The organism is Leptospira bandrabouensis (assembly GCF_004770905.1).
Classification (GTDB): Bacteria; Spirochaetota; Leptospiria; order Leptospirales; family Leptospiraceae; genus Leptospira_A; species Leptospira_A bandrabouensis.
Map to the genome: position 1 here is coordinate 1,748,883 of NZ_RQHT01000014.1, position 19,469 is coordinate 1,768,351.

A 19,469-nucleotide genomic window follows, 5' to 3' on the forward strand; every position below is an offset into this window, starting at 1 on the left:
CACTTGAACTTCTTCGAGATAGGGATACTTGGAAAACCGTAAGTTCTTTGTTGTTTCTTAGGTTTTTCGAAAGTTCTGGTAATATTTATTGGGACTCTAAAATTCCTTTATACCAAATATCTACGATTAATATACAAAGTCGTTTGTGTGATCCCCAAGGAAATTCACTGACTGTGATTAAAGAATGTGTGATCCCTTGGACTGCAATTGCCATAGATCTTAGGATATCCTCATCACTCATATCGTTTCGAAATCGGACGGTTTTACGTTCCCAATCAATGGCAGCTAATAGTTGTTTTAGGTATGATTGTACGCTCAAAGAATCGACGAAAAATTTATCTTGGGAGTCTTCGACTGTGTCGGGGTTTAAATAAACAATTTTATATTTATCAGGGTATTTGAGCCAAAAATCGACAGTTTTCAGGGCGATCTTTTGGATCCGGGAACCTTTCATGGGTTTTTGCAAATCGAGTTCCACTTTACAACTTGCTAACAATTCTTTATAGATATCATCCCAAAGATGATGGAGAAGTGCCCTTTTGTTTGGGAAATATCGATAAAAAACCATCGGAGAATACTCGAGCGCTGCCATAAGTGTACGAATGGAAAGCGCAGGATAACCATGTTCCAAAACCATTTTCCTTGCTACATCAATGACCGAGGTCTTTACTAAAAAATCCTTTTCTCGAGTAAAGGATACGCGTGATACATTTGGCTTAGATTTTATTTTTTTTTTCGAGGCAGGCTTTTGTTTGTCGGAAGGCACTCCTTAGATAAATGCCTAAATCTTTTCAAATCTTCAAGTGGAATTTAAGGCCATTGGGGCCCGGTATTTGTGATCCTTCGGTGGACTTCCAAAAAGTTGGTAAAAGAATCACAACAATTCCAAGTGAAACGAAAATCTAAACATTGGCTTTGAATTCCCACTCCATGTTTTGGATACAATAAATATACGCGTAAATATTTAATTGTAATTTATCAAAGTTTTCTTCTGTAAGATTCTCATGAAAAAAATCATTTCAATATTTCCTTCAAATGATCCGCTAAACGCAAACTAAATGCCATGATTGTAAAACTTGGATCCACCGATGGGCCTGTTGGGAACACTGAGGAGTCTGCTACGAATAGGTTCTCAAATCTGTGGACTCGATGTTCCGAGTTCACCACAGAATTTTTCGGATTTTCACCCATTCTACAACCACCAAATGGATGTGGAGCTGCCATGAGAAGTGAATGAGGACCTAAGTTTATCGTTTTTATTTTTGGTAAATCTCGCAGAGAAGTTAATCGAATTCCTGAAACGGTAGGAATCAAAACTTCTTTTGCACCAACAGCAAAATTCAAATGAACTTGCTTTTCTATAAGATCTAACATGACCTTCCTTGTTTTGGGACCATCCGGTGCGATAATCTTTTTAGTTTTCGATTTCCATTCGATCCTTCCAAGTTCTTCTTCTGGGTCGTCAATCCATCCAATTGTACCTCCTATATGATTTAGCGATTTCATCCAACGAAAGTGTTCCTCCCCAATGGAAGGTATCATAGAAGCTAAGGTGGCAGGTTGGAGTTGGTTTGCCATGAGCATAAAACCGCCTTCCTTGTAGTTCCCATTGGGAAAGAATCTTGCATTTCTAAATTCGTCGATACCAAAAGCAGCAGGTATGTTTCGGTAAGATATCATTTCTTCATCAAATAATGCATGCACCATTGGCGATGCATTCATTCCGAAAAATTCACCTAACGCAGGTAAATCTTTTTTTAACCCATTACTAAGTAACAAAGCTGACGATTGAAAACCTCCAGCTGCAATTACGAAAATATCCGCATGGATTCTAAACGTAAGATCCATTTTTTTTCCAGAAGCTCTATTTTTAGGAGATGCAATTAATACCTTTGCCTTACTTCGTTTTTCTGTACGGATAAGTTCAAAACCATCTGCTTCCATATCAGCAAACAATCTTCCTTGGTTTCGAATAAATTCATCAATATGGGTCACGAGTTGAGATTGTTTTGCCCCAAATGCACAGCCTTGCATGCAGTGACCTGATTTTTGGCAGTTTTTACGGGCTTGCGGTACTGGGTGACCAGACCAACCTAAAGTATTCGATCCTAACCTGAGTTTCTGGTTCATTCGATTGTAGTATTCTTCTTTGGGAAGATGTACATTCAATCGTTCCTCTAGAACAGGCCAATAAGGTTTTAAATCAGAATCTGTATGGTTTCGGATTCCAAATTTTTCTTCCCAAAGATTTAATCTATCTACTGGGGTTCTATAACTGTCAGCCCAATAGTGCACTGATGCGCCACCAACATTGTTTCCATAGATAAGGTTAGCTTGGTAATTGGTATCCATTTGTAAATTTCGTTCACCTGAAATTTTACCTGCCATATTGAGTTCCCAATTGTCAAATGTGGCGGTTGGATAAAACCCTCCCTTTTCTAATATGATGGTATCGATACCAGCTAACAACAATTCTCTTGCAAGAGTAGCTCCACCGCAACCAGAACCAATGATACAAACCTTAGTTCGGATTTCTTGAGATTCTTTATAATCTTTCCATTCCCAAATTGTTTTCAAATTAACCTTCCGTTTGATTTCTGTAGTAAATTCTAGATTCTGAAAGTTTTTCAGGGAATCCTCCATAAGGCCCCGAATAACCGATCTTTTGCCAAGAATCTTTTTGTCCATAATGGATAAGAAAACTAAGCATCCTGAGTGTGGAGAAAGCGGCTCGAACTGAAAGAGAAGAACTCTGCATACCCTTTAAGATGATTTCTTTTGCGGATTTGGAATCTAAATTGGAAAAGGTAGACCAATACCCTTTGCCCAATGGGTATATTTCTACAAGTAAAATGGCACCCATAAATTCTGATTGGATGCTTTCATTTACAAAGAATAGTTCTTCATCTATCCTTTGAATTAAATCTCTTTCATAAAGTTTTGATTGGAAAATTTCCTCTGGTAAGGTAGCTTTTAAATATTTTTCGATAACTCGTATTTGGAATTTCGATAAAAAGAGTGTCCTATTACTTTTTGTTATGAAGTGAGAGCCAAGAGCATAAACTCCCAGGAATCCGAAAGTTCCTAAAATAAATTTCTTTCTAGAAATTGCTAACTTGTTCATAATTCATGAGTTTCAAATATACGCGTATATTTTTCAAGTCAAAAAATGCATTTTCTGCTTGTGTGCTTTGTTTGATGAGAGTTTAGTCAGTATTTTTCCCAAAGTTCTTTTGGGTTGGCTTCTCTTTGAGGACAAACAATTCCAAGCATTTGCCTGTTTGGGATGGAATCAAAATGAGGAAACTTTGGGGAGCAAAAAGGCTCTCCAAAGCTAAAAATGAAGGGATATGTCGTTTTATGGTGGAAAATCGCCCCGGATCGACCAGCGAAGCGAGCGCCCTTGCCTGTGAAGAGTCGGACAAGGCGCCCCCATAAAAGAAATTTACCTAAGTTTTTTGTCTTTCCCGAAAAACCCCTACGGGATTCCGATGGGGAAATCCTTTTCCAAACCCTTAAATTCCTTTCCCCTTGACAATCTGCCTAAATTCCAAATTCTGACAGGGAAGCTTGATAAAGGTGCTTTTGGATGAACAAAACCCAAATCGGGAACCTACTTCTCGTGTTATTTTTGGGACTGATGGCGGGAGCTGTGGCAGGAGTGGTCCTTGACCGACTTCTTGGCACAAACTACCTCTCTCGGTATTTGTTTGAATCACCAGTATCACTTGAGCTTTACATAATTAAAGTCGAGTTCCAGCTAACCCCTGCAAGTATCGTTGGTCTTGTAGCGTCTGGATATCTCGCACTAAAAAAGGGGTAACTATGTCAGTAATTTCCATGAAGAGTCTGCTAGAAGCAGGCGTACACTTCGGTCACCAAACACGTCGTTGGAATCCAAAAATGAGTCCTTATGTTTATACGGCTCGTAACGGAATCCATATTATCGACCTTCAAAAAACAGTTCAAAAAACAAAAGAAGCTTATGATGCTTTGAAAAAACTTACCGGTCAAGGTAAGAAGGTTCTTTTTGTGGGAACTAAAAAACAAGCTCGTGGTGCCATCGAAAGAGCAGCACAAGCATGTAACATGTATTATGTTTCTAACCGTTGGTTAGGTGGTCTTCTCACTAACTGGAACACAGTGAAAAAGTCTATTGCTCGTTTGAAAAGATTAGAGCAAATGGAAGAGAACAACTCTTTCGAACAAGAAGCTAGAACTAAAAAAGAAGCACTATCTCTTAAACGTGAGTTAGAAAAACTCCGCCAAACACTTGGTGGAATTAAAGATATGGCTGTTGTGCCAGAAATTCTTTTTGTAATTGATCCTAAAAAAGAAGAAATTGCAGTCAGTGAAGCAAAAAAACTTGGTTTGAAAGTGTTCGCAGTGATTGATACAAACTGTGATCCAGAGCCAATCGATTACCCAATTCCAGGTAACGATGATGCGATCCGTGCGATTTCTTTATTCCTCGATACTATGGCAAATGCTGTACTCGAAGGAACAGGTGGAGAAGTCATCCAAACTAATTTTGCTGAAGATATGGACGCAGAACAACTTGCTCTTGAATACCAAGGTGAGTATGATGAGTCTGGAAAATTCATTATGGACGATGAACTTCCTCCAGTGGCAAAAGACATCCCTGTGGATGCGGAAGCAGCAAAAAAAGCAGCAGAAGTTGCAGCAGCAACAGAAGCAACAGAAGCAAAACCTACTACAGAAGGATAATACTAATGGCAGTTAGCTCCGAACAAATCAAAGATCTCCGCGAACGAACTGGTGCGGGGATGATGGACTGCAAAAAAGCCCTTGAAGAAAAGGGTGGCGATATTGAAAAAGCAGTTACATACTTAAGAGAAAAAGGTTTAGCGAAAGCAGCAAAACGTGCAGGTCGCGAAACTGGTGAAGGAAAAGTCATCGCTTATGTTCACGGAACAGGAAAAACAGGAGTTCTTGTAGAGCTCAACTGTGAAACTGATTTCGTAGCAAACAATGAAGCGTTTGAAGCTCTTGGAAAAGAGATCGCTCTTCAAATCACTGCGATGAACCCACTTTATGTGAACGAGGAATCCATTCCTCAGTCAGAAATTGACAATGAGATGAGTGTGCAAAAAGCACTTCTTGAAAAAGAAGGCAAAAAGGCAGATCAAATCGAAAAAATCCTTCCTGGTAAAATGAAAAAATACTTCGAAGAAATTTGTCTCATCCACCAAAAATCGATTCGTGACAACTCCAAAACCATCAATGACCTTCTCCAAGAAGCCATTGCGAAGTTTGGAGAGAACATTACAGTTGGTAGGTTCTCGAGGTTCCAAGTAGGTGGGAACTAGTCCGCGTTTCAAACGAATCCTAATTAAAATCTCCGGCGAGGCTCTCGCCGGTGAGGGTGAACTTGGTATTGATACCAACAAAACATTCTCACTTGCCGGACAAATCAAAGAAGTTCATGACTTAGGTCTGGAAGTTGCTGTCGTTGTGGGCGGTGGAAATATGATCCGTGGCGAAACATTAGCAAAGTCTGGAATGGACAGAGCCACTGCCGATTATATGGGTATGCTTGGCACCATCATGAATGGTCTCGCCTTACAAGATGCATGCGAAAAACAAGGGATGTTTACCCGAGTTCTTTCTGCCATCGAAATGAAATCCGTTGCAGAACCTTATATTCGTAGGCGTGCGGTTCGCCATTTAGAAAAAAATCGTGTCATTATTTTTGCCGGTGGAACAGGAAATCCGTATTTTACAACAGATACAACTGCGTCACTACGTGCTGTGGAAGTAGGGTGTGAAGTCATTCTGAAGGCCACAAAAGTGGACGGAGTGTACACCGCAGATCCTAAAAAAGATCCAAATGCAAAACGTTACTTGGAAGTTTCTTTTATGGAGTCCATCAAACACCGTTTAAAGGTAATGGATTCAACTGCTCTTAGTCTCTGTATGGACAATAATATGCCCATTATCGTGTTTGATATTTTTAAAGCAGGAAATTTAAGAAAATTAATCGATGGAGAACCAATTGGAACGTTAATCTCCAATTCAGAGGAAGTGATTTTAGATGGTAGATGAAATTATAAAATCCATGCAGTCCAAAATGGATAAAACGGTTGAGGCTTTGAAAAAAGACTTCGGTACCATTCGTACGGGAAAAGCAAGTCCTATGATGGTGGAAGATGTAAGAGTGGACTATTATGGAACACTAACTCCCTTAAACCAACTTGGTAAAATTGCTTGTCCAGAACCTCGTATGATTCTCATCACTCCTTTTGAAAAAGGAATGTTGAAAGACATTGAAAAAGCAATTTTTGCTGCAAGTCTTGGACTTACACCAAATAACGACGGTTCTAGCATTCGTATCAATATCCCTGAGTTAACAGGGGAAAGACGGAAAGAGTTGGCAAAAGTGGTCAAACAAAAGGCCGAAGAAAAAAAAGTTGCCATTCGTAATATCCGTCGTGATGCCAATGATGAATTAAAAAAACACCAAGCAGAAATGTCCCAAGATGAACTCAAAGGCCACCAAGATAAAATCCAAAAAATTACGGATTCTTATATTGCCAAATTGGGAGATTTAGAAAAGGAAAAAGAAAAAGAGATCACCACTCTTTAATTTTCTATGAAGTTGAACACAATCCCTGCCCACATTGCTGTCATCATGGACGGAAATGGAAGGTGGGCCGAAAGCCAAGGGAAAAAAAGAACCGAAGGCCATAGAGAAGGGGCGAACGCAATTGATCGCCTTTTGGATGTGGCTTTGGAATACAAAATCCCCAATATCTCCCTTTATGCTTTTTCAACAGAAAATTGGAAACGTCCAATTACCGAAATCCAAGCCATCTTTGGTTTGTTAGTTGAGTTTATTGAAACAAGGCTTGATACCATTCATTCCAAGGGAATTCGCATCCACCACAGTGGAGCACGTAATAAACTTTCGAAAACTGTCCTTGCCAAAATTGACCATGCGATGGCGGTCACAAAAAAGAACAAAAAACTAACGGCCAACTTTTGTTTGAACTATGGTGGTCACGAAGAGATCCTGAGTAATTTTTCTAGGATCATGGCAGTGCGTAAGTCCAAAAAAGAATCTGTGGACAAACCCATTAGTCCTAAAGAATTTGAAAAATATTTGTATACATTCCCTTTGCCGCCGGTAGATTTATTGATCAGAACTGCGGGAGAACAAAGGATTTCCAATTTTCTTTTGTGGCAGAGTGCCTATGCTGAAATGTATTTCACAAATACACTTTGGCCGGACTTTGGAAGAACCTCTTTGGAGGAAGCCCTTCTTTTTTTTGATTCCCGAAAACGTAAATTTGGTGGTTTGTTATGAGTGAGACAACACTCCGTATTCTATCTGCAATCGTACTCACTTTTGTATATGTGTTTATGATCTTCCATAGTTCCTTTTACTATTTGGAATTCTATGCCTTTGGTTGTATTACCATCTACTTGGGTTTAAAAGAATTGTATGCATTTTGCAGAAGAGAAGATTCCAAACCTTTTTTTGGAACTGGCCTTATCTTTTCCCTTTTGATATTTACTGTATACTACATTCAATTTTTAGGCCTTCAATTTGAAGTCACTCCTCCTGCTTTTGTTTTGCAACTTTCTAAGATCCTCAGAGAAGGTTTCCATCCGATTCCTTTTTTACTCGTTGCCCTTTCTCTGACCGTTTGGATTTTACAAATACTAAAACGCCCGTTAGATGGAGCTTTGTTTTCTGCAAGTGCTACTATTTTAGGACCAATCTATTTAGCAATTCCCATAGGACATTTTTTACTTCTTCTCGCTTTCCCTTTCGGTGCTTATTATATCTTTTTAGTATCTGTGATTACTTTTATGAGTGATGCCGGTGCTTATTTTGGTGGTCGTTGGTTTGGAAAACATCCTGCGGGACTCAAGATCTCTCCTAAAAAAACTTGGGAAGGCTATGTCACAGGAAATATCACTGCTGTTGTTGGTGTCCAAATTCTCAACGCCACTTGGGAACATTTCAGTGGTGTGAAGTTACCTGTGGGAGTCATTGAATCCATTATCGTTGCCTTTGTGGTATCCATTATTTCTGTGATGGGTGATTTGGCCGAGTCAGCCATGAAGCGAGATGCTAAAATCAAAGATTCAGGAAGTTTGATTCCTGGTCATGGTGGGGTTTTAGATTTAGCAGACGCCCTTTTATTTACCGTTCCTGTGATTTATTATTATTTCCTATTTAAGGGAATTCTCGGTTACGCGGTCTGATTCTCAGTTCCGGATCGGTCTAAGGCTTAGATGGTTGGAGTATCCGTATTAGGAATTTCTGGTTCTGTTGGCACTTCGACAGTGAAGGTACTCCGCCAATTTAGAGATTCCTTTTCTTTACGTAGTTTTTCCGTTCATTCCAATTTAGATCTTGCGAAATCACTGATGGATGAATTCTCTCCGGAAGTGATTTCGATCACCGATGCAAAGTTAGAAGGTGGTCTTGGATCCAAATACAAATCCACTACCATCCTCTACGGGGAAGATTCATTATCTGATTTAGTTCGCCTGCCTTCTGTTTCTGTGGTTGTGACTGCTGTTGTGGGTGCAAGAGGGGTAAAACCTACCATCGCCGCCATCGAAGCGGGGAAAAAAATTGCCATCGCCAATAAAGAAACACTCGTGACCTTTGGTCCACTGATCAACCGTTTGGTGGCAAAATACAATACATTAATGGTTCCTGTGGATTCCGAACACAATGCACTTTTTCAGTTGATAGAAAGAGAAAAAAGATCCAATATTCGCTCCATCACTCTCACTGCCTCGGGAGGAAGTTTTCGAACCCTTCCTATCGAAGAATTGGAACATGTATCCGTCAAACAGGCGCTAAACCATCCAACTTGGTCGATGGGCCCAAAAATCACTGTGGACTCTGCGGGACTGATCAACAAGGGTCTTGAAGTCATCGAAGCTCATTATTTATTTGGATTTTCTTATGACGAAATTGAAGTGGTGATCCACCCGCAATCACTGACTCACGGAATCATTGAAACCATGGACGGTGCTTGTTTGCAATACACAAGCCATCCTGATATGATTTATCCCATTGCTCATTCTTTGTTTTATCCAACACCAACACCAAAGATGCTCGTCGAAAGAAAACCTGGGACTTGGAAGACTTTGGAATTTTTTCCTCCTGATCTAAGTCGTTATCCGGGACTTCGTTTGGCTTTCCAAGCAGGAAGGGCAGGGGGAACGGCGCCATGTGTGTTTAACGCAGCCAATGAAGAGGCAGTTGCATTATTTTTAGAAGAAAAAATTTCTTTTACCGCCATTCCCAAGTTAATCGAATCGGCATTAAATAAAATAGAAAATGCCTTCCCGAGTGATCTGGAAGGGTATTTAGAAAAAGATCAGAAAACACGCGAATTAATTCAAAAAGAATTTCTAAGAGGGGGAGTGACTATATGATCATCATGATATTCGGGGCCGTATTCATGTTAGCGGTTTCTATTTTTATCCATGAGTTGGGGCACCTCTTATGTGGAAAGTTAGTCGGAGTGGAAGCTCGGATTTTTTCTCTTGGTTACGGCAAGGGGATTTGGAAAAAAAGAATTGGGAAAACCATCTACCAAATCACGGCCATTCCGATTGGAGGATATGTTCTTTTTCGTGGGGATGACTATTCTAAAAATAAAAAACCAAGACAAGGGGATTTACTTTCCACACCTCCACTTCGAAGAATGATTCCAGTGCTTGGTGGACCATTCGCTAATTTGGTGTTAGGTTTTATTTTACTTTTTATTTTAGAACTTTCGGGAGATAGTCCTTCTTCCAATCGAATTTTTATCGAAGATGCCAACAAGGTTTCGAGTCCTGCTTACACCGCGGGCCTTCGCACTGGGGATCAAATTGTTTCCATTAATGGAAAACCTACAGAAAGTTTTGAAGATATTTTTACCAATGTGAGTTTGACCACGGGTGATCCAATCGAAGTTTCTTATAAACGGGAAGACGTAGTTAAAACCGTACAAATTGTACCGAATCTATATTCTGCGGGTGGACATCCCACCATTGGAGTGATGCCATTTGGAGAAAGAAGGGTTGTGGCAACCTTTACTTACGGAGAACAACTGAGCCACTTTATGGCAAATATTCTGGATCGTGAAGACAAATCTTCTGCGTATTTCCAAGAAAAAATCGAAGAAAGAAAAGATGAAATCCCGGAAGAACTTTTAAAACAAAGAGAGATCCAAGAAAGAGAAAAATCCCTTCGTAGGCGTGCCTTATCCTTTTTGAAAGATGGGGATATGATTTTGCAAGTGGCTGGTGTGGATGTGCATACCGTTCCTGAATTGCAAACGGAGCTTGGAAAACACCAGGGGAAAACCATTCCTGTTGTTGTGGAAAGAAAAACATACCCGCTCCTCACCCCTTGGGCGACTGAAACTGTAACAATTCAAATTCCTGTGTTAGGTGCCAATGTATTTGAATTTTGGGATATCAGACATCCTAAATTTCCCGAACTAGGAATTCCATACTTCCGATTGGATAGTTATGATGCTGAAATTGAAAATCGCCTTTCTAATTTAAAGATAGAAGATAAAACCTTCGACAAAGCCGATGCAATCAGCGAATACTTAAAACAATCATCGGGTAGAAAAGATATCTGGATTGGGAATATGAAATATTCCGCTGATGTCAATTTAAAACCCATTGGGCTTCTCGGATTTCGTGCTTCGATGAAATTTGAAGCAGAGAAATTACAAAAAGAAACAACCGTCTATTCTTCGTTTGTGGGTGCTTCTTCAAAAGTGTATGAAAATGTATCCACTACCTTAAAAGGGATAGGGATGTTATTTTCTGGACTTCTATCTCCAAAAGAGAATTTATCTGGTCCCATTGGGATTGTACAAATTGCAGGAATTAGTTTGGAATATGGTTGGGTGACTTATCTTGACTTTGTTGCAAAAATTTCCTTAGCGCTTATGGTGATGAATTTATTGCCGATTCCTATGGCTGACGGCGGACATATTGTTCTTTATGCTTATGAAGCCATTACAGGTAGACCACTCCCAAGAAAAGCAATCGAAGCTATCTTTCGATTGGGATTTTTCTTTCTCATTGGACTTGGACTTTATGTTTCGTTCAATGATGTGATGCGTATTTTTTAATTTTTGAACCGTTTAGTTTTATATAAGTAAAAGAGAAAAGATCGATGAAAGCTAGTTCCTATTTGATTCCTACTGCAAAAGAAGATCCACAAGATGCAGTTGTCGCTTCCCATAAACTGATGACAAGGGCGGGACTCATTCGTAAATCCGCAGCCGGATTGTATTCTTATCTTCCTCTCGGGTTAAGAGTTCTAAAAAAAATTGAAGGCATTGTTCGTTCTGAGATGGATCGGGCAGGCGGTTTGGAATTCCAACTTCCCATTTTAACTCCGAGTGAAATTTGGAAAGAGTCTGGCCGTTGGGATAAAATGGGAAAAGAAATGTTTCGTTTGAAGGATCGTCATGACAATGAAAGTTGCCTTGGCCCCACTCATGAAGAATCTTTTTGCGTGCTCGTGAAACCAATGGTTCGTTCTTATAAAGATCTACCGATCAACGTCTACCAAATTCATACAAAGTTTAGAGATGAAATTCGTCCAAGGTTCGGAGTGATTCGTTCTCGTGAATTTACAATGAAGGATGCATATTCGTTTCATTTAGATGATGAGTCTTTGGACAAAACCTATCAGACGATGCGTAAAACTTACCGAAGGATTTTTGCGGGGATGGGTCTTTCTACAATCCCAGTACAAGCAGACTCTGGAAATATGGGTGGGTCTGCGTCAGAGGAATTTATGGTAGTGTCACCGATTGGAGAAGAAACACTTACGATTTGTCCTTCTTGCCAATATTCGGGGAATATTGAAAAAACTCCTGTGATTCGAAATGCTGCACTAGCAAAACAAGCGTTTGCTGGAAATGATAAGATTCATACTCCATCCAAAAAATCAATTTCAGAAGTTGCTGATTTTTTAAAGACAAAGGAAGAAAACCTCCTAAAGGCAGTTGCTTTGTGGGCGGACGGAACCTACGTCTTAGTCTTTTTAGAAGGTGACCGCGAACTCAATGAAAACAAACTAAAAAATCATTTGGGTTGCAATGAACTAAGACCGATGGGTCCGGCGGAAATGGAAAAACTTGGGCTTGTTCCTGGGTTCATCGGACCTGGATTTCCAAAATCAGAATCACTCAAAATCATCATTGATTCTCTCATCGATTGGAATTTTGGATATGTTTCCGGTGCGAACGAAGTAGATTACCATATAGCAGGGGTCAGTCTCCTTGACTTTTTCAAAGAAGAGGAAGTGACAAAAATCGACGTATCACAATCTAAAGTAGGAGACCCTTGTCCTAACTGTGGAACTGGTCTCACTGCGGAAAAAGGAATCGAAGTAGGTCATATCTTTAAGTTAGGCCAAAAGTATTCCAAAGCATTTGATATTACTGTTTTAAATGATAAAGGAAAGGCCACCACAACGACTATGGGTTGTTATGGGATTGGTGTAAATCGTTGTATGGCCACTGTCATCGAACAATGTAATGACGATAAAGGGATTTTTTGGCCAGTCTCCATCGCCCCGTTTACTGTTTGTTTGGTGAGCATTGCCAAAAATCCGGACGACATTGCCAAAATTGAATCCATCTACAAAGCACTAGTTGCGGCTGGCATTGAAGTTCTTTGGGATGATCGCGACCTGGGACCAGGTTTTAAGTTCAAAGATTCCGAACTCATTGGTTTTCCCATCCGACTCACACTAGGAAAAGGATTTTTGGAAAAGGGTGAGATTACCATCCTTGACCGAAAATCGATGGCAGAAGAGACCATCAGCTTCACAACCAATGAAGATTTGGTAGGAAGGTTACAAAACCAAATCAAAACATTACATTCTGCCCTCCAAGCCGAAGTGGAACGCGCGGGAACATGAACTTCTTTCGATTTTTTCGTTAAAATCGGGAGAAGCGATGGTAAGAATGAGAGGGTTGTGATAGAAGGAAGCCATTGGGTGGCGGGTCTAGTTCCCCACCCTGAATTCAGGGCGGGGAGATTGTACCCAAAAACCCCCGCCCCCCACAAAAGAAGCAGTTTTCATATTCCCCCATTCCCGTATCTTGGGATATATGGGCAAAAACCTACCTGGATATTTTGGTGAATTCGGTGGCCGTTACTCTCCTGAGATTCTAACGGAAGCATTAGAAGAACTTGAATCCACCTATCAAAAGTTAAAGAAAAGTAAAAAGTTCAAAAAAGAACTCGAATACTACTTAAAGAACTACGTCGGAAGACCTAGTCCTCTGACTTATGCAGAACGTCTCACCAAACTATGGGGAGGTGCTAGGATTTGGCTCAAACGCGAAGATTTAAATCATACAGGTGCTCATAAAATTAATAATGCCATCGGTCAGGCACTGATCGCTCGTTTTATGGGGAAAAAAAGAATCATTGCAGAAACAGGTGCTGGCCAACATGGCCTTGCGACAGCTACCGTGGGCGCAATGTTTGGAATGGAAACCATCATTTACATGGGTGCTGTCGATGTAGAAAGACAAAATCTCAATGCAAAAAAGATAGAGATGTTAGGTGCAAAAATTCTTCCAGTCACTGCGGGGGAAGCCACACTCAAAGAAGCTACGAGTGAAGCTATGAGAGACTGGGCCCTGAATGTATCCACAACTCATTACATTGTTGGGTCCGCGATTGGACCACATCCTTTCCCAACCATTGTTCGTGACTTCCAATCTTTTATTGGAACTGAGGCAAGAGCAGAGTTTAAAAAACGAAATCATAAACTTCCGAATGCCATCGTGGCTTGTGTGGGTGGTGGATCGAATTCCATAGGAATGTTCCATGCATTTTTAAAAGACAAACAAGTTGCCATTTATGGGGCGGAAGCTGGCGGACTTGGTTCAAAACCAGGAGAACATTCGGCAACTTTGACATACGGGAAAACTGGATTTTTACATGGTACAAAAACCTTAATCATCCAAGATGAGTTTGGACAAATTGTACCGGCACATTCTGTATCTGCAGGACTTGATTATCCGGGGGTAGGACCAGAACATGCTCACCTGTCCCAAACTGGAAGAGTGGATTACCGAATGGTGACAGATGAACAAGCGTTAGATTCTTTTTTGGAAGTTACTCGTGTGGAAGGAATCATTCCTGCCCTGGAAACAGCTCATGCTTTTCATGTGGCACGGGACGTGGCAAAGGATTTGGGTAAGAAAAAGGATCTCATCATTTGTCTTTCTGGTCGGGGCGATAAAGATGTAACGGAAGTTTTGCGACTCTTAGGTGAAAGAAGTAAATGAGTAAAATAAAATCTTTATTTGATAGTAGAAGTTTTAAGTCAGCATTTATCCCTTATTTTACCTTAGGGGATCCAAACTATAATGACTCTATTGAATTTGGAAAAACCATTTTAGACAACGGAGCTGATATTTTAGAACTGGGAATTCCTTTTTCTGATCCGGTCGCAGATGGCCCGGTCATCCAAAGGGCAGTGGCTCGTTCATTAAAAAATCCCTTTTCTTTTGAGGAAATCTTCCGAGTCACAAAAGCCATCCATGACCACAAACCAGAAACTCCACTTGTCTATCTTACTTACTTCAATCCCATTTACCATTGTGGGATTAGCAAGTTTTTGGACCGAGCCAAGGAATCAGGAATTGTGGGACTTGTGATTCCTGACTTACCTTTTGATACAGAAGAAAGTGAAATTTTGTTTCAGGAATTAAAAGTTCGGGATATGGATCTCATCCATTTGGTCACTCCTGCCTCTGAAAAAAAGAGAATCCAAGCCCTTTCCAAAACTTCCTCGGGGTTTATTTACTATGTAACTTCTTTTGGAGTGACGGGAGAAAGAAGGGAGTTTTCTGTCGATTTAAAAGAAAGAATCAAGTTTTTGAAAGATACCATCCAATTGCCAATTTGTGCAGGATTTGGAATTTCCACTCCAGAACAATCCAACCAAATTTCACAGTATGCGGACGGAATCATCATTGGTTCAGCGATCCAAAGGATCATTGAAGAAAACGGGTCAGACCGTACAAAAGCGGTTTTAGCATTGGCGGATTATATTTCTAAGATTAGGGCATCCATTTCCTAAATTTTTTTCCTATATCCCCCAAAAACATTTGAGTCTCTTTAAAAATTCCGGGAAAATGGTCGGAAATTCCCAAACGAATAAAGAGGCTCTATGTCCGACAAAGAATCAAAATCGCTTTCGATTTTGGACTATCTCAGTGTTACCGTCGCAACCCTAGGTTCACTCGGTGTGATCATATCTGTTGTAATGACAGGATGGGAATACGAGTTTTCCTTCCTAGTTGGCGGTTTGCTTGCCTTACTTGCTTCCTCATACTTTGTATATAAAACCATTGAAAAGGTCTCAAAAGACAAGCAGAAGTCAGGTGCGATTTGGTTATCCTATGTAATTGCCATTTTTATGTATGCTATGGTTAACACTTTTCAACCACTGAAAGATTTGGAAGAAAACTCTGTTTCCACAAGATTCCAATTTTTACGTGGATCCAACACTAAAACAGAAAGTGAAGGGGACACTGGTCGTATTGAATACATTCAATTCCAACCACCAGCTAAGGCTCGTAAGGATATCAATATCATTGGTATCACAACAGAATCACTCGAAAAATTACAAGGAACTTGGCCTCTTCCTTGGAGTTATTACGCGGACATCATTGACACTTTTAAAGAATCGAATAACATTCTCATGTTCGATATTTTCTTCGTAGATTACAAGCCCGGTCAAACCGAAGAGATGGTCAATGCTCTTCAAAAAAACCGGAATGTCCTCTTTGACTACCCTATGGAAGTCAGTGCGGAATCAAAAGAAGCGGTTCTCAATTTGGAAAAACGAATTGATATCCTTCGTAAGTTCCAGTTGAAAAATGTGATCGATGAAAACGATTCGGGAATCTCTTGGGTTAAGTTTCCTCAGCCTCCGATTGAACCCATTAGCGAATTGTCAGCTGGTCTTGGTTTTGCGAACGTAAAAAAAGACGAATCTGGTTTGAATCGTAAGATGCCTCTCGTTGTAAAAGTTTATAATTCGGGAAGAGATAGAGAAACAGAATATTTTCCTTCCATCGACTTACTCATTGTTTGTAAATACTACGGTATCGATGTACAAAAAGATGTAGAAGTCAACATGGGACATTATGTGAAATTGTCCAACATCCCCAAAAAAATCATTCGTGAGTTCAATATCAAAGAACGTAAGTTTGAAGAAAGAGATGTGATGCAAGTCCCGAACGAAAAAAGAGAGGTGGTCATTCCTATCGATTGGGAAGGGCAAATGGAAATTAACTTCGTAGGTGGACGTTATTCCTTTAAACAAAATGAAATTTTCGAAGTCACAAACGATTGGGATGCGGAACTTCTCGAAGCCAACCAAATTAATAATAAAATCTTTCTTGTGGCGATGTATTATGCAACGGGTCGTGGGGCTTCCAAAGACTCCCACTTATCTCCGTTTGGCGATATGTCTGGAATCGAACACCACGCACATGCAATCAATACCATCCTAAACCAAGACTTTTTGTCCACAGTGCCTAACTGGGGAATTTTCCTCATTTATGTTGGTCTTGGTGTGATGATTGGGTTTTTACAGCCAAGGGTAAAAACACATATTGGTTTTGCGATTATGTTAACTCAGCTTTTGCTTTATGTAGTTGCTGCCCTTTATATTTTCCAAACTTTCAACCTTATTACAGTTCTTCCTTCTGTTACCATCGAACAGATTGTTGTGTTTGTGGCCATCATTGGATTTAGAATCTTAACAGAAGAAGAAAACGTAAAATACATCCGTCAAACCTTCTCCAAATTCGTTTCTAAAGATGTTGTGGACGAACTCCTTAAACACCCAGACAATTTGGCACTTGGTGGATCCAAACGAGAGATCACTATTTTTTTCTCCGACGTTCGCGGATTTACAACCATTTCCGAGCAGTTGGGTCCGGAAGACCTCGTGAAGTTACTGAACGAATATTTGTCTGCGATGACGGACATCATCATTGAATACAAAGGAACCATTGATAAGTATATGGGAGATGCAATCATGGCATTCTGGGGAGCACCGGTTCCTTTGGAAGACCATGCATACTATGCTTGTGTGGCGGCACTTGCACAGTTGGATTATTTAAAAGTCCTCCAACAAAAATGGGCAGAACGAAATGTCCCGGTGATCGATATTGGATGTGGTCTTAATTCCGGCCCAGCCGTTGTGGGGAACATGGGATCCTCACACAGGATGGAATATACTTGTATGGGTGATACCATCAACCTTGGATCCCGATTGGAAGGTTCCAATAAAATGTACACCACAAATGTGATCATTTCTGAATACACTTACGAAAAAGTGAAAGACCGTGTGGTCGCCAGAGAGCTGGATTTAGTGCGAGTAAAAGGAAAAACCCAGCCTGTTCGGATTTACGAATTGCTTGGAATCACAAACCCAGAAGATATGGAGAAAATGAAGCGGCCTCTCCAAAAGGCGGCAACATGAAGTTTACATGCCATCATATCCCTATCTCGACAAAATCCAATTTCCGGAAGATCTTAGAAAGATAAATGAAGAGGATCTCCCGAAGGTTTGCCATGACCTTCGGGAATACATCATCGACACCCTCTCTGATGTGGGAGGGCACTTCGCCAGTAACCTAGGCGTTGTGGAACTCACCGTTGCTTTACACTATGTTTTCCAAACCCCCACAGACAAAATCATCTGGGACGTGGGCCATCAAACGTATCCTCATAAAATTCTAACAGGCCGAAAAAAAGAACTGCCCACAGTTCGTAAGTGGCAGGGTCTATCTGGATTTCCCAAACGGGAGGAATCTGAATACGATTTGTACAATACTGGCCATGCAGGAACTTCCATTTCCCAAGCCCTCGGTGAGGCCTGTGCCCGTGACCTACTAGGAAAAGATTATAAAGTGGCTGCCGTAATTGGGGATGCCTCCATCGCTACAGGGATGGCTCTCGAAGCTATGAACCATGGTGGTCATATTAAACCGAACATGCTCGTCATTTTGAATGACAACTATATGTCGATTTCCAAAAACGTAGGTTCTATTTCCAATTACCTCAATCGTATTATTTCCTCACAAGTATATAACAGAGGTAAAACGGCATTTTATGGTTTTTTAAAATGGATTCCACTTATCGGCCCCGCCTTACAGGCGCTTGCTCATAATATGGAAACTTCGTTTAAACATTTTATGATGCGTCCCGGTGGACTTTTTGAAGATTTGGGTTTTACCTATTTTGGTCCGATTGACGGTCATGATGTGAACCGTGTGGTTCAGATGTTACAAAACCTTTCCAAAATCCAAGGCCCCATTCTTTTGCATGTTCTAACGCAAAAAGGTAAAGGTTATAAACCAGCAGAAGCCGATCCTATCAAATACCACGGTGTCACACCGTTTAACAAAGAGTCAGGGAAGATGGCAACTTCCGACTCCAATAAAATTGGGCTTTCTAAAATTGTTGGAAAAACACTTACCGATTTAACTGACAAAGACAAACGAATCGCAGTCATTACTCCGGCGATGATTGAAGGTTCTGGGCTACGTGAATACCAAGAGGCTTATCCAGAAAATACTTTTGATGTGGGAATTGCAGAGCAACATTCCGTTGCTTTTGCAGGTGCCATGACAAGCGGTGGTGCCATTCCTTTTATGTGTATTTATTCCACCTTCCTCACTCGGGCTATGGACCAACTTGTGGAAGATGTATCCCTTATGAATTTGCCAGTTCGGTTTGTGATCGACCGGGCAGGGATTGTAGGTCCTGACGGCGAAACCCACCAAGGTCTTTCTGATCTTGGATACTTGGCGGGACTTCCCAATATGGATATCATAGTTCCTAGTTCGGCTCAAGATATTATCGATAGCCTTCATTTTATGAAGGATTATACAGAACATCCCATTGCCATTCGTTTCCCGAAAGACAGCGGCGACTTACGTGAGTTAAAGTTTGAAACTCCATTTTCGATTACTAAGGCAAAAGCTCGCTTGGTTTTAGAGGGAGAAGATTTACTAATTTTATCAGTTGGGTTTATGTTACCCATTGCGAAGTCAGTGGCCGAAATTTTAAAACAAAAAGGGATCTCGGTTTCCGTTGTGGATCTTTTTTGGTTACGTCCTTATGATAAGGATCTGGTTCATGGACAAATCCAAAAAAACAAAAGGTTTGTGATTTTGGACGAAAGTTATATCCATGCAGGTGCTTCTGGATTTCTGTTGAATGAAATTCCATCAGATCTCCTGGGTAAGTTCTTAAAAACCTTTGCTTTGCCACCAGAACCTATCCACCACGGGGAAAGAAATCAGATTTTGGACCATTACCGTCTCACCGCTTCTCAGATTGCGGAAGAATTGGTTCTGGCCTTGAAAAAATAAATTTAGTTTTCAAGGAGATTTTTAACTCATCCGAAAATG

At 40.5% G+C, this 19,469-nt stretch carries 17 protein-coding genes; 14 read left to right on the forward strand and 3 right to left on the reverse strand.

The window, feature by feature from the left end:
• Nucleotides 1-85: 85 nt before the first annotated feature.
• The 3 genes from EHR07_RS15415 to EHR07_RS15425 all read right to left on the reverse strand — a co-directional run bounded on the left by EHR07_RS15415 (nucleotide 86) and on the right by EHR07_RS15425 (nucleotide 3,124).
• The gene (locus EHR07_RS15415) at nucleotides 86-766 is read right to left on the reverse strand and encodes a TetR/AcrR family transcriptional regulator (protein WP_279633220.1); all 681 of its coding nucleotides are present in this window, start codon (nucleotides 764-766) and stop codon (nucleotides 86-88) included.
• A 248-nt stretch (nucleotides 767-1,014) separates the two neighbouring features.
• Nucleotides 1,015-2,577 (reverse strand): GMC family oxidoreductase N-terminal domain-containing protein, encoded by a 1,563-nt coding sequence (locus EHR07_RS15420; protein ID WP_244288958.1) that lies wholly within the window; start codon nucleotides 2,575-2,577, stop codon nucleotides 1,015-1,017.
• 1 nt (nucleotide 2,578) lies between these two features.
• Nucleotides 2,579-3,124, reverse strand: a complete 546-nt coding sequence (locus tag EHR07_RS15425) for a hypothetical protein (RefSeq protein ID WP_135745876.1) — start codon at nucleotides 3,122-3,124, stop codon at nucleotides 2,579-2,581.
• A gap of 465 nt (nucleotides 3,125-3,589) precedes the next feature.
• Between EHR07_RS15425 and EHR07_RS15435 the strand changes: the two genes are divergently transcribed.
• The 14 genes from EHR07_RS15435 to dxs all read left to right on the forward strand — a co-directional run bounded on the left by EHR07_RS15435 (nucleotide 3,590) and on the right by dxs (nucleotide 19,430).
• Entirely contained in the window at nucleotides 3,590-3,823 is a 234-nt protein-coding gene (locus EHR07_RS15435; RefSeq protein WP_135574768.1) for a hypothetical protein, read from the forward strand.
• A 2-nt stretch (nucleotides 3,824-3,825) separates the two neighbouring features.
• Entirely contained in the window at nucleotides 3,826-4,728 is a 903-nt protein-coding gene (rpsB, locus tag EHR07_RS15440; protein WP_135745877.1) for a 30S ribosomal protein S2, read from the forward strand.
• 5 nt (nucleotides 4,729-4,733) lie between these two features.
• On the forward strand, nucleotides 4,734-5,330 hold the full coding sequence (tsf, locus tag EHR07_RS15445) for a translation elongation factor Ts (RefSeq protein WP_135745878.1): 597 nt from the start codon (nucleotides 4,734-4,736) through the stop codon (nucleotides 5,328-5,330).
• Nucleotides 5,320-6,066 (forward strand): UMP kinase, encoded by a 747-nt coding sequence (gene pyrH / locus EHR07_RS15450; RefSeq protein ID WP_135745879.1) that lies wholly within the window; start codon nucleotides 5,320-5,322, stop codon nucleotides 6,064-6,066. The genes tsf and pyrH overlap by 11 nt, the downstream gene beginning before the upstream one ends.
• Nucleotides 6,056-6,607, forward strand: coding sequence for a ribosome recycling factor (frr, locus tag EHR07_RS15455; protein WP_135745880.1), 552 nt, complete (start codon nucleotides 6,056-6,058; stop codon nucleotides 6,605-6,607). The genes pyrH and frr overlap by 11 nt, the downstream gene beginning before the upstream one ends.
• 6 nt (nucleotides 6,608-6,613) lie before the next feature.
• Nucleotides 6,614-7,327, forward strand: a complete 714-nt coding sequence (locus tag EHR07_RS15460) for an isoprenyl transferase (RefSeq protein WP_135745881.1) — start codon at nucleotides 6,614-6,616, stop codon at nucleotides 7,325-7,327.
• Nucleotides 7,324-8,235, forward strand: a complete 912-nt coding sequence (locus tag EHR07_RS15465) for a phosphatidate cytidylyltransferase (protein WP_135745882.1) — start codon at nucleotides 7,324-7,326, stop codon at nucleotides 8,233-8,235. Before EHR07_RS15460 ends, EHR07_RS15465 begins: the two co-directional genes overlap by 4 nt.
• A 30-nt stretch (nucleotides 8,236-8,265) precedes the next feature.
• Complete coding sequence (gene dxr, locus EHR07_RS15470; protein WP_135745883.1) at nucleotides 8,266-9,426, forward strand: 1-deoxy-D-xylulose-5-phosphate reductoisomerase; 1,161 nt, start codon at nucleotides 8,266-8,268, stop codon at nucleotides 9,424-9,426.
• Nucleotides 9,423-11,129: a site-2 protease family protein gene (locus EHR07_RS15475; protein ID WP_135745884.1), complete on the forward strand. Its 1,707-nt coding sequence runs from the start codon at nucleotides 9,423-9,425 to the stop codon at nucleotides 11,127-11,129. Before dxr ends, EHR07_RS15475 begins: the two co-directional genes overlap by 4 nt.
• A gap of 44 nt (nucleotides 11,130-11,173) precedes the next feature.
• On the forward strand, nucleotides 11,174-12,934 hold the full coding sequence (locus tag EHR07_RS15480) for a proline--tRNA ligase (protein WP_135745885.1): 1,761 nt from the start codon (nucleotides 11,174-11,176) through the stop codon (nucleotides 12,932-12,934).
• A 193-nt stretch (nucleotides 12,935-13,127) separates the two neighbouring features.
• Nucleotides 13,128-14,318 carry a tryptophan synthase subunit beta gene (gene trpB, locus EHR07_RS15485; RefSeq protein ID WP_135745886.1) on the forward strand — a complete coding sequence of 397 codons (1,191 nt, stop codon included), beginning with the start codon at nucleotides 13,128-13,130 and terminating at the stop codon, nucleotides 14,316-14,318.
• Nucleotides 14,315-15,115 (forward strand): tryptophan synthase subunit alpha, encoded by an 801-nt coding sequence (gene trpA, locus EHR07_RS15490; RefSeq protein ID WP_135745887.1) that lies wholly within the window; start codon nucleotides 14,315-14,317, stop codon nucleotides 15,113-15,115. The genes trpB and trpA overlap by 4 nt, the downstream gene beginning before the upstream one ends.
• Before the next feature lie 90 nt (nucleotides 15,116-15,205).
• Nucleotides 15,206-17,533 (forward strand): adenylate/guanylate cyclase domain-containing protein, encoded by a 2,328-nt coding sequence (locus EHR07_RS15495; protein WP_135745888.1) that lies wholly within the window; start codon nucleotides 15,206-15,208, stop codon nucleotides 17,531-17,533.
• 7 nt (nucleotides 17,534-17,540) lie between these two features.
• Entirely contained in the window at nucleotides 17,541-19,430 is a 1,890-nt protein-coding gene (gene dxs, locus EHR07_RS15500) for a 1-deoxy-D-xylulose-5-phosphate synthase (RefSeq protein WP_135745889.1), read from the forward strand.
• The last annotated feature ends 39 nt before the right edge of the window (nucleotides 19,431-19,469 follow it).

Bases quoted from the DNA above. Each gene is read 5' to 3' on its own strand.
- dxr (WP_135745883.1), top strand. From the start codon at position 8,266: ATGGTTGGAGTATCCGTATTAGGAATTTCTGGTTCTGTTGGCACTTCG.
- frr (WP_135745880.1), top strand. From the start codon at position 6,056: ATGGTAGATGAAATTATAAAATCCATGCAGTCCAAAATGGATAAAACG.
- EHR07_RS15495 (WP_135745888.1), top strand. From the start codon at position 15,206: ATGTCCGACAAAGAATCAAAATCGCTTTCGATTTTGGACTATCTCAGT.
- EHR07_RS15435 (WP_135574768.1), top strand. From the start codon at position 3,590: ATGAACAAAACCCAAATCGGGAACCTACTTCTCGTGTTATTTTTGGGA.
- EHR07_RS15480 (WP_135745885.1), top strand. From the start codon at position 11,174: ATGAAAGCTAGTTCCTATTTGATTCCTACTGCAAAAGAAGATCCACAA.
- trpA (WP_135745887.1), top strand. From the start codon at position 14,315: ATGAGTAAAATAAAATCTTTATTTGATAGTAGAAGTTTTAAGTCAGCA.
- tsf (WP_135745878.1), top strand. From the start codon at position 4,734: ATGGCAGTTAGCTCCGAACAAATCAAAGATCTCCGCGAACGAACTGGT.
- trpB (WP_135745886.1), top strand. From the start codon at position 13,128: ATGGGCAAAAACCTACCTGGATATTTTGGTGAATTCGGTGGCCGTTAC.
- EHR07_RS15460 (WP_135745881.1), top strand. From the start codon at position 6,614: ATGAAGTTGAACACAATCCCTGCCCACATTGCTGTCATCATGGACGGA.
- dxs (WP_135745889.1), top strand. From the start codon at position 17,541: ATGCCATCATATCCCTATCTCGACAAAATCCAATTTCCGGAAGATCTT.
- EHR07_RS15475 (WP_135745884.1), top strand. From the start codon at position 9,423: ATGATCATCATGATATTCGGGGCCGTATTCATGTTAGCGGTTTCTATT.
- EHR07_RS15465 (WP_135745882.1), top strand. From the start codon at position 7,324: ATGAGTGAGACAACACTCCGTATTCTATCTGCAATCGTACTCACTTTT.
- EHR07_RS15425 (WP_135745876.1), bottom strand. From the start codon at position 3,124: ATGAACAAGTTAGCAATTTCTAGAAAGAAATTTATTTTAGGAACTTTC.
- rpsB (WP_135745877.1), top strand. From the start codon at position 3,826: ATGTCAGTAATTTCCATGAAGAGTCTGCTAGAAGCAGGCGTACACTTC.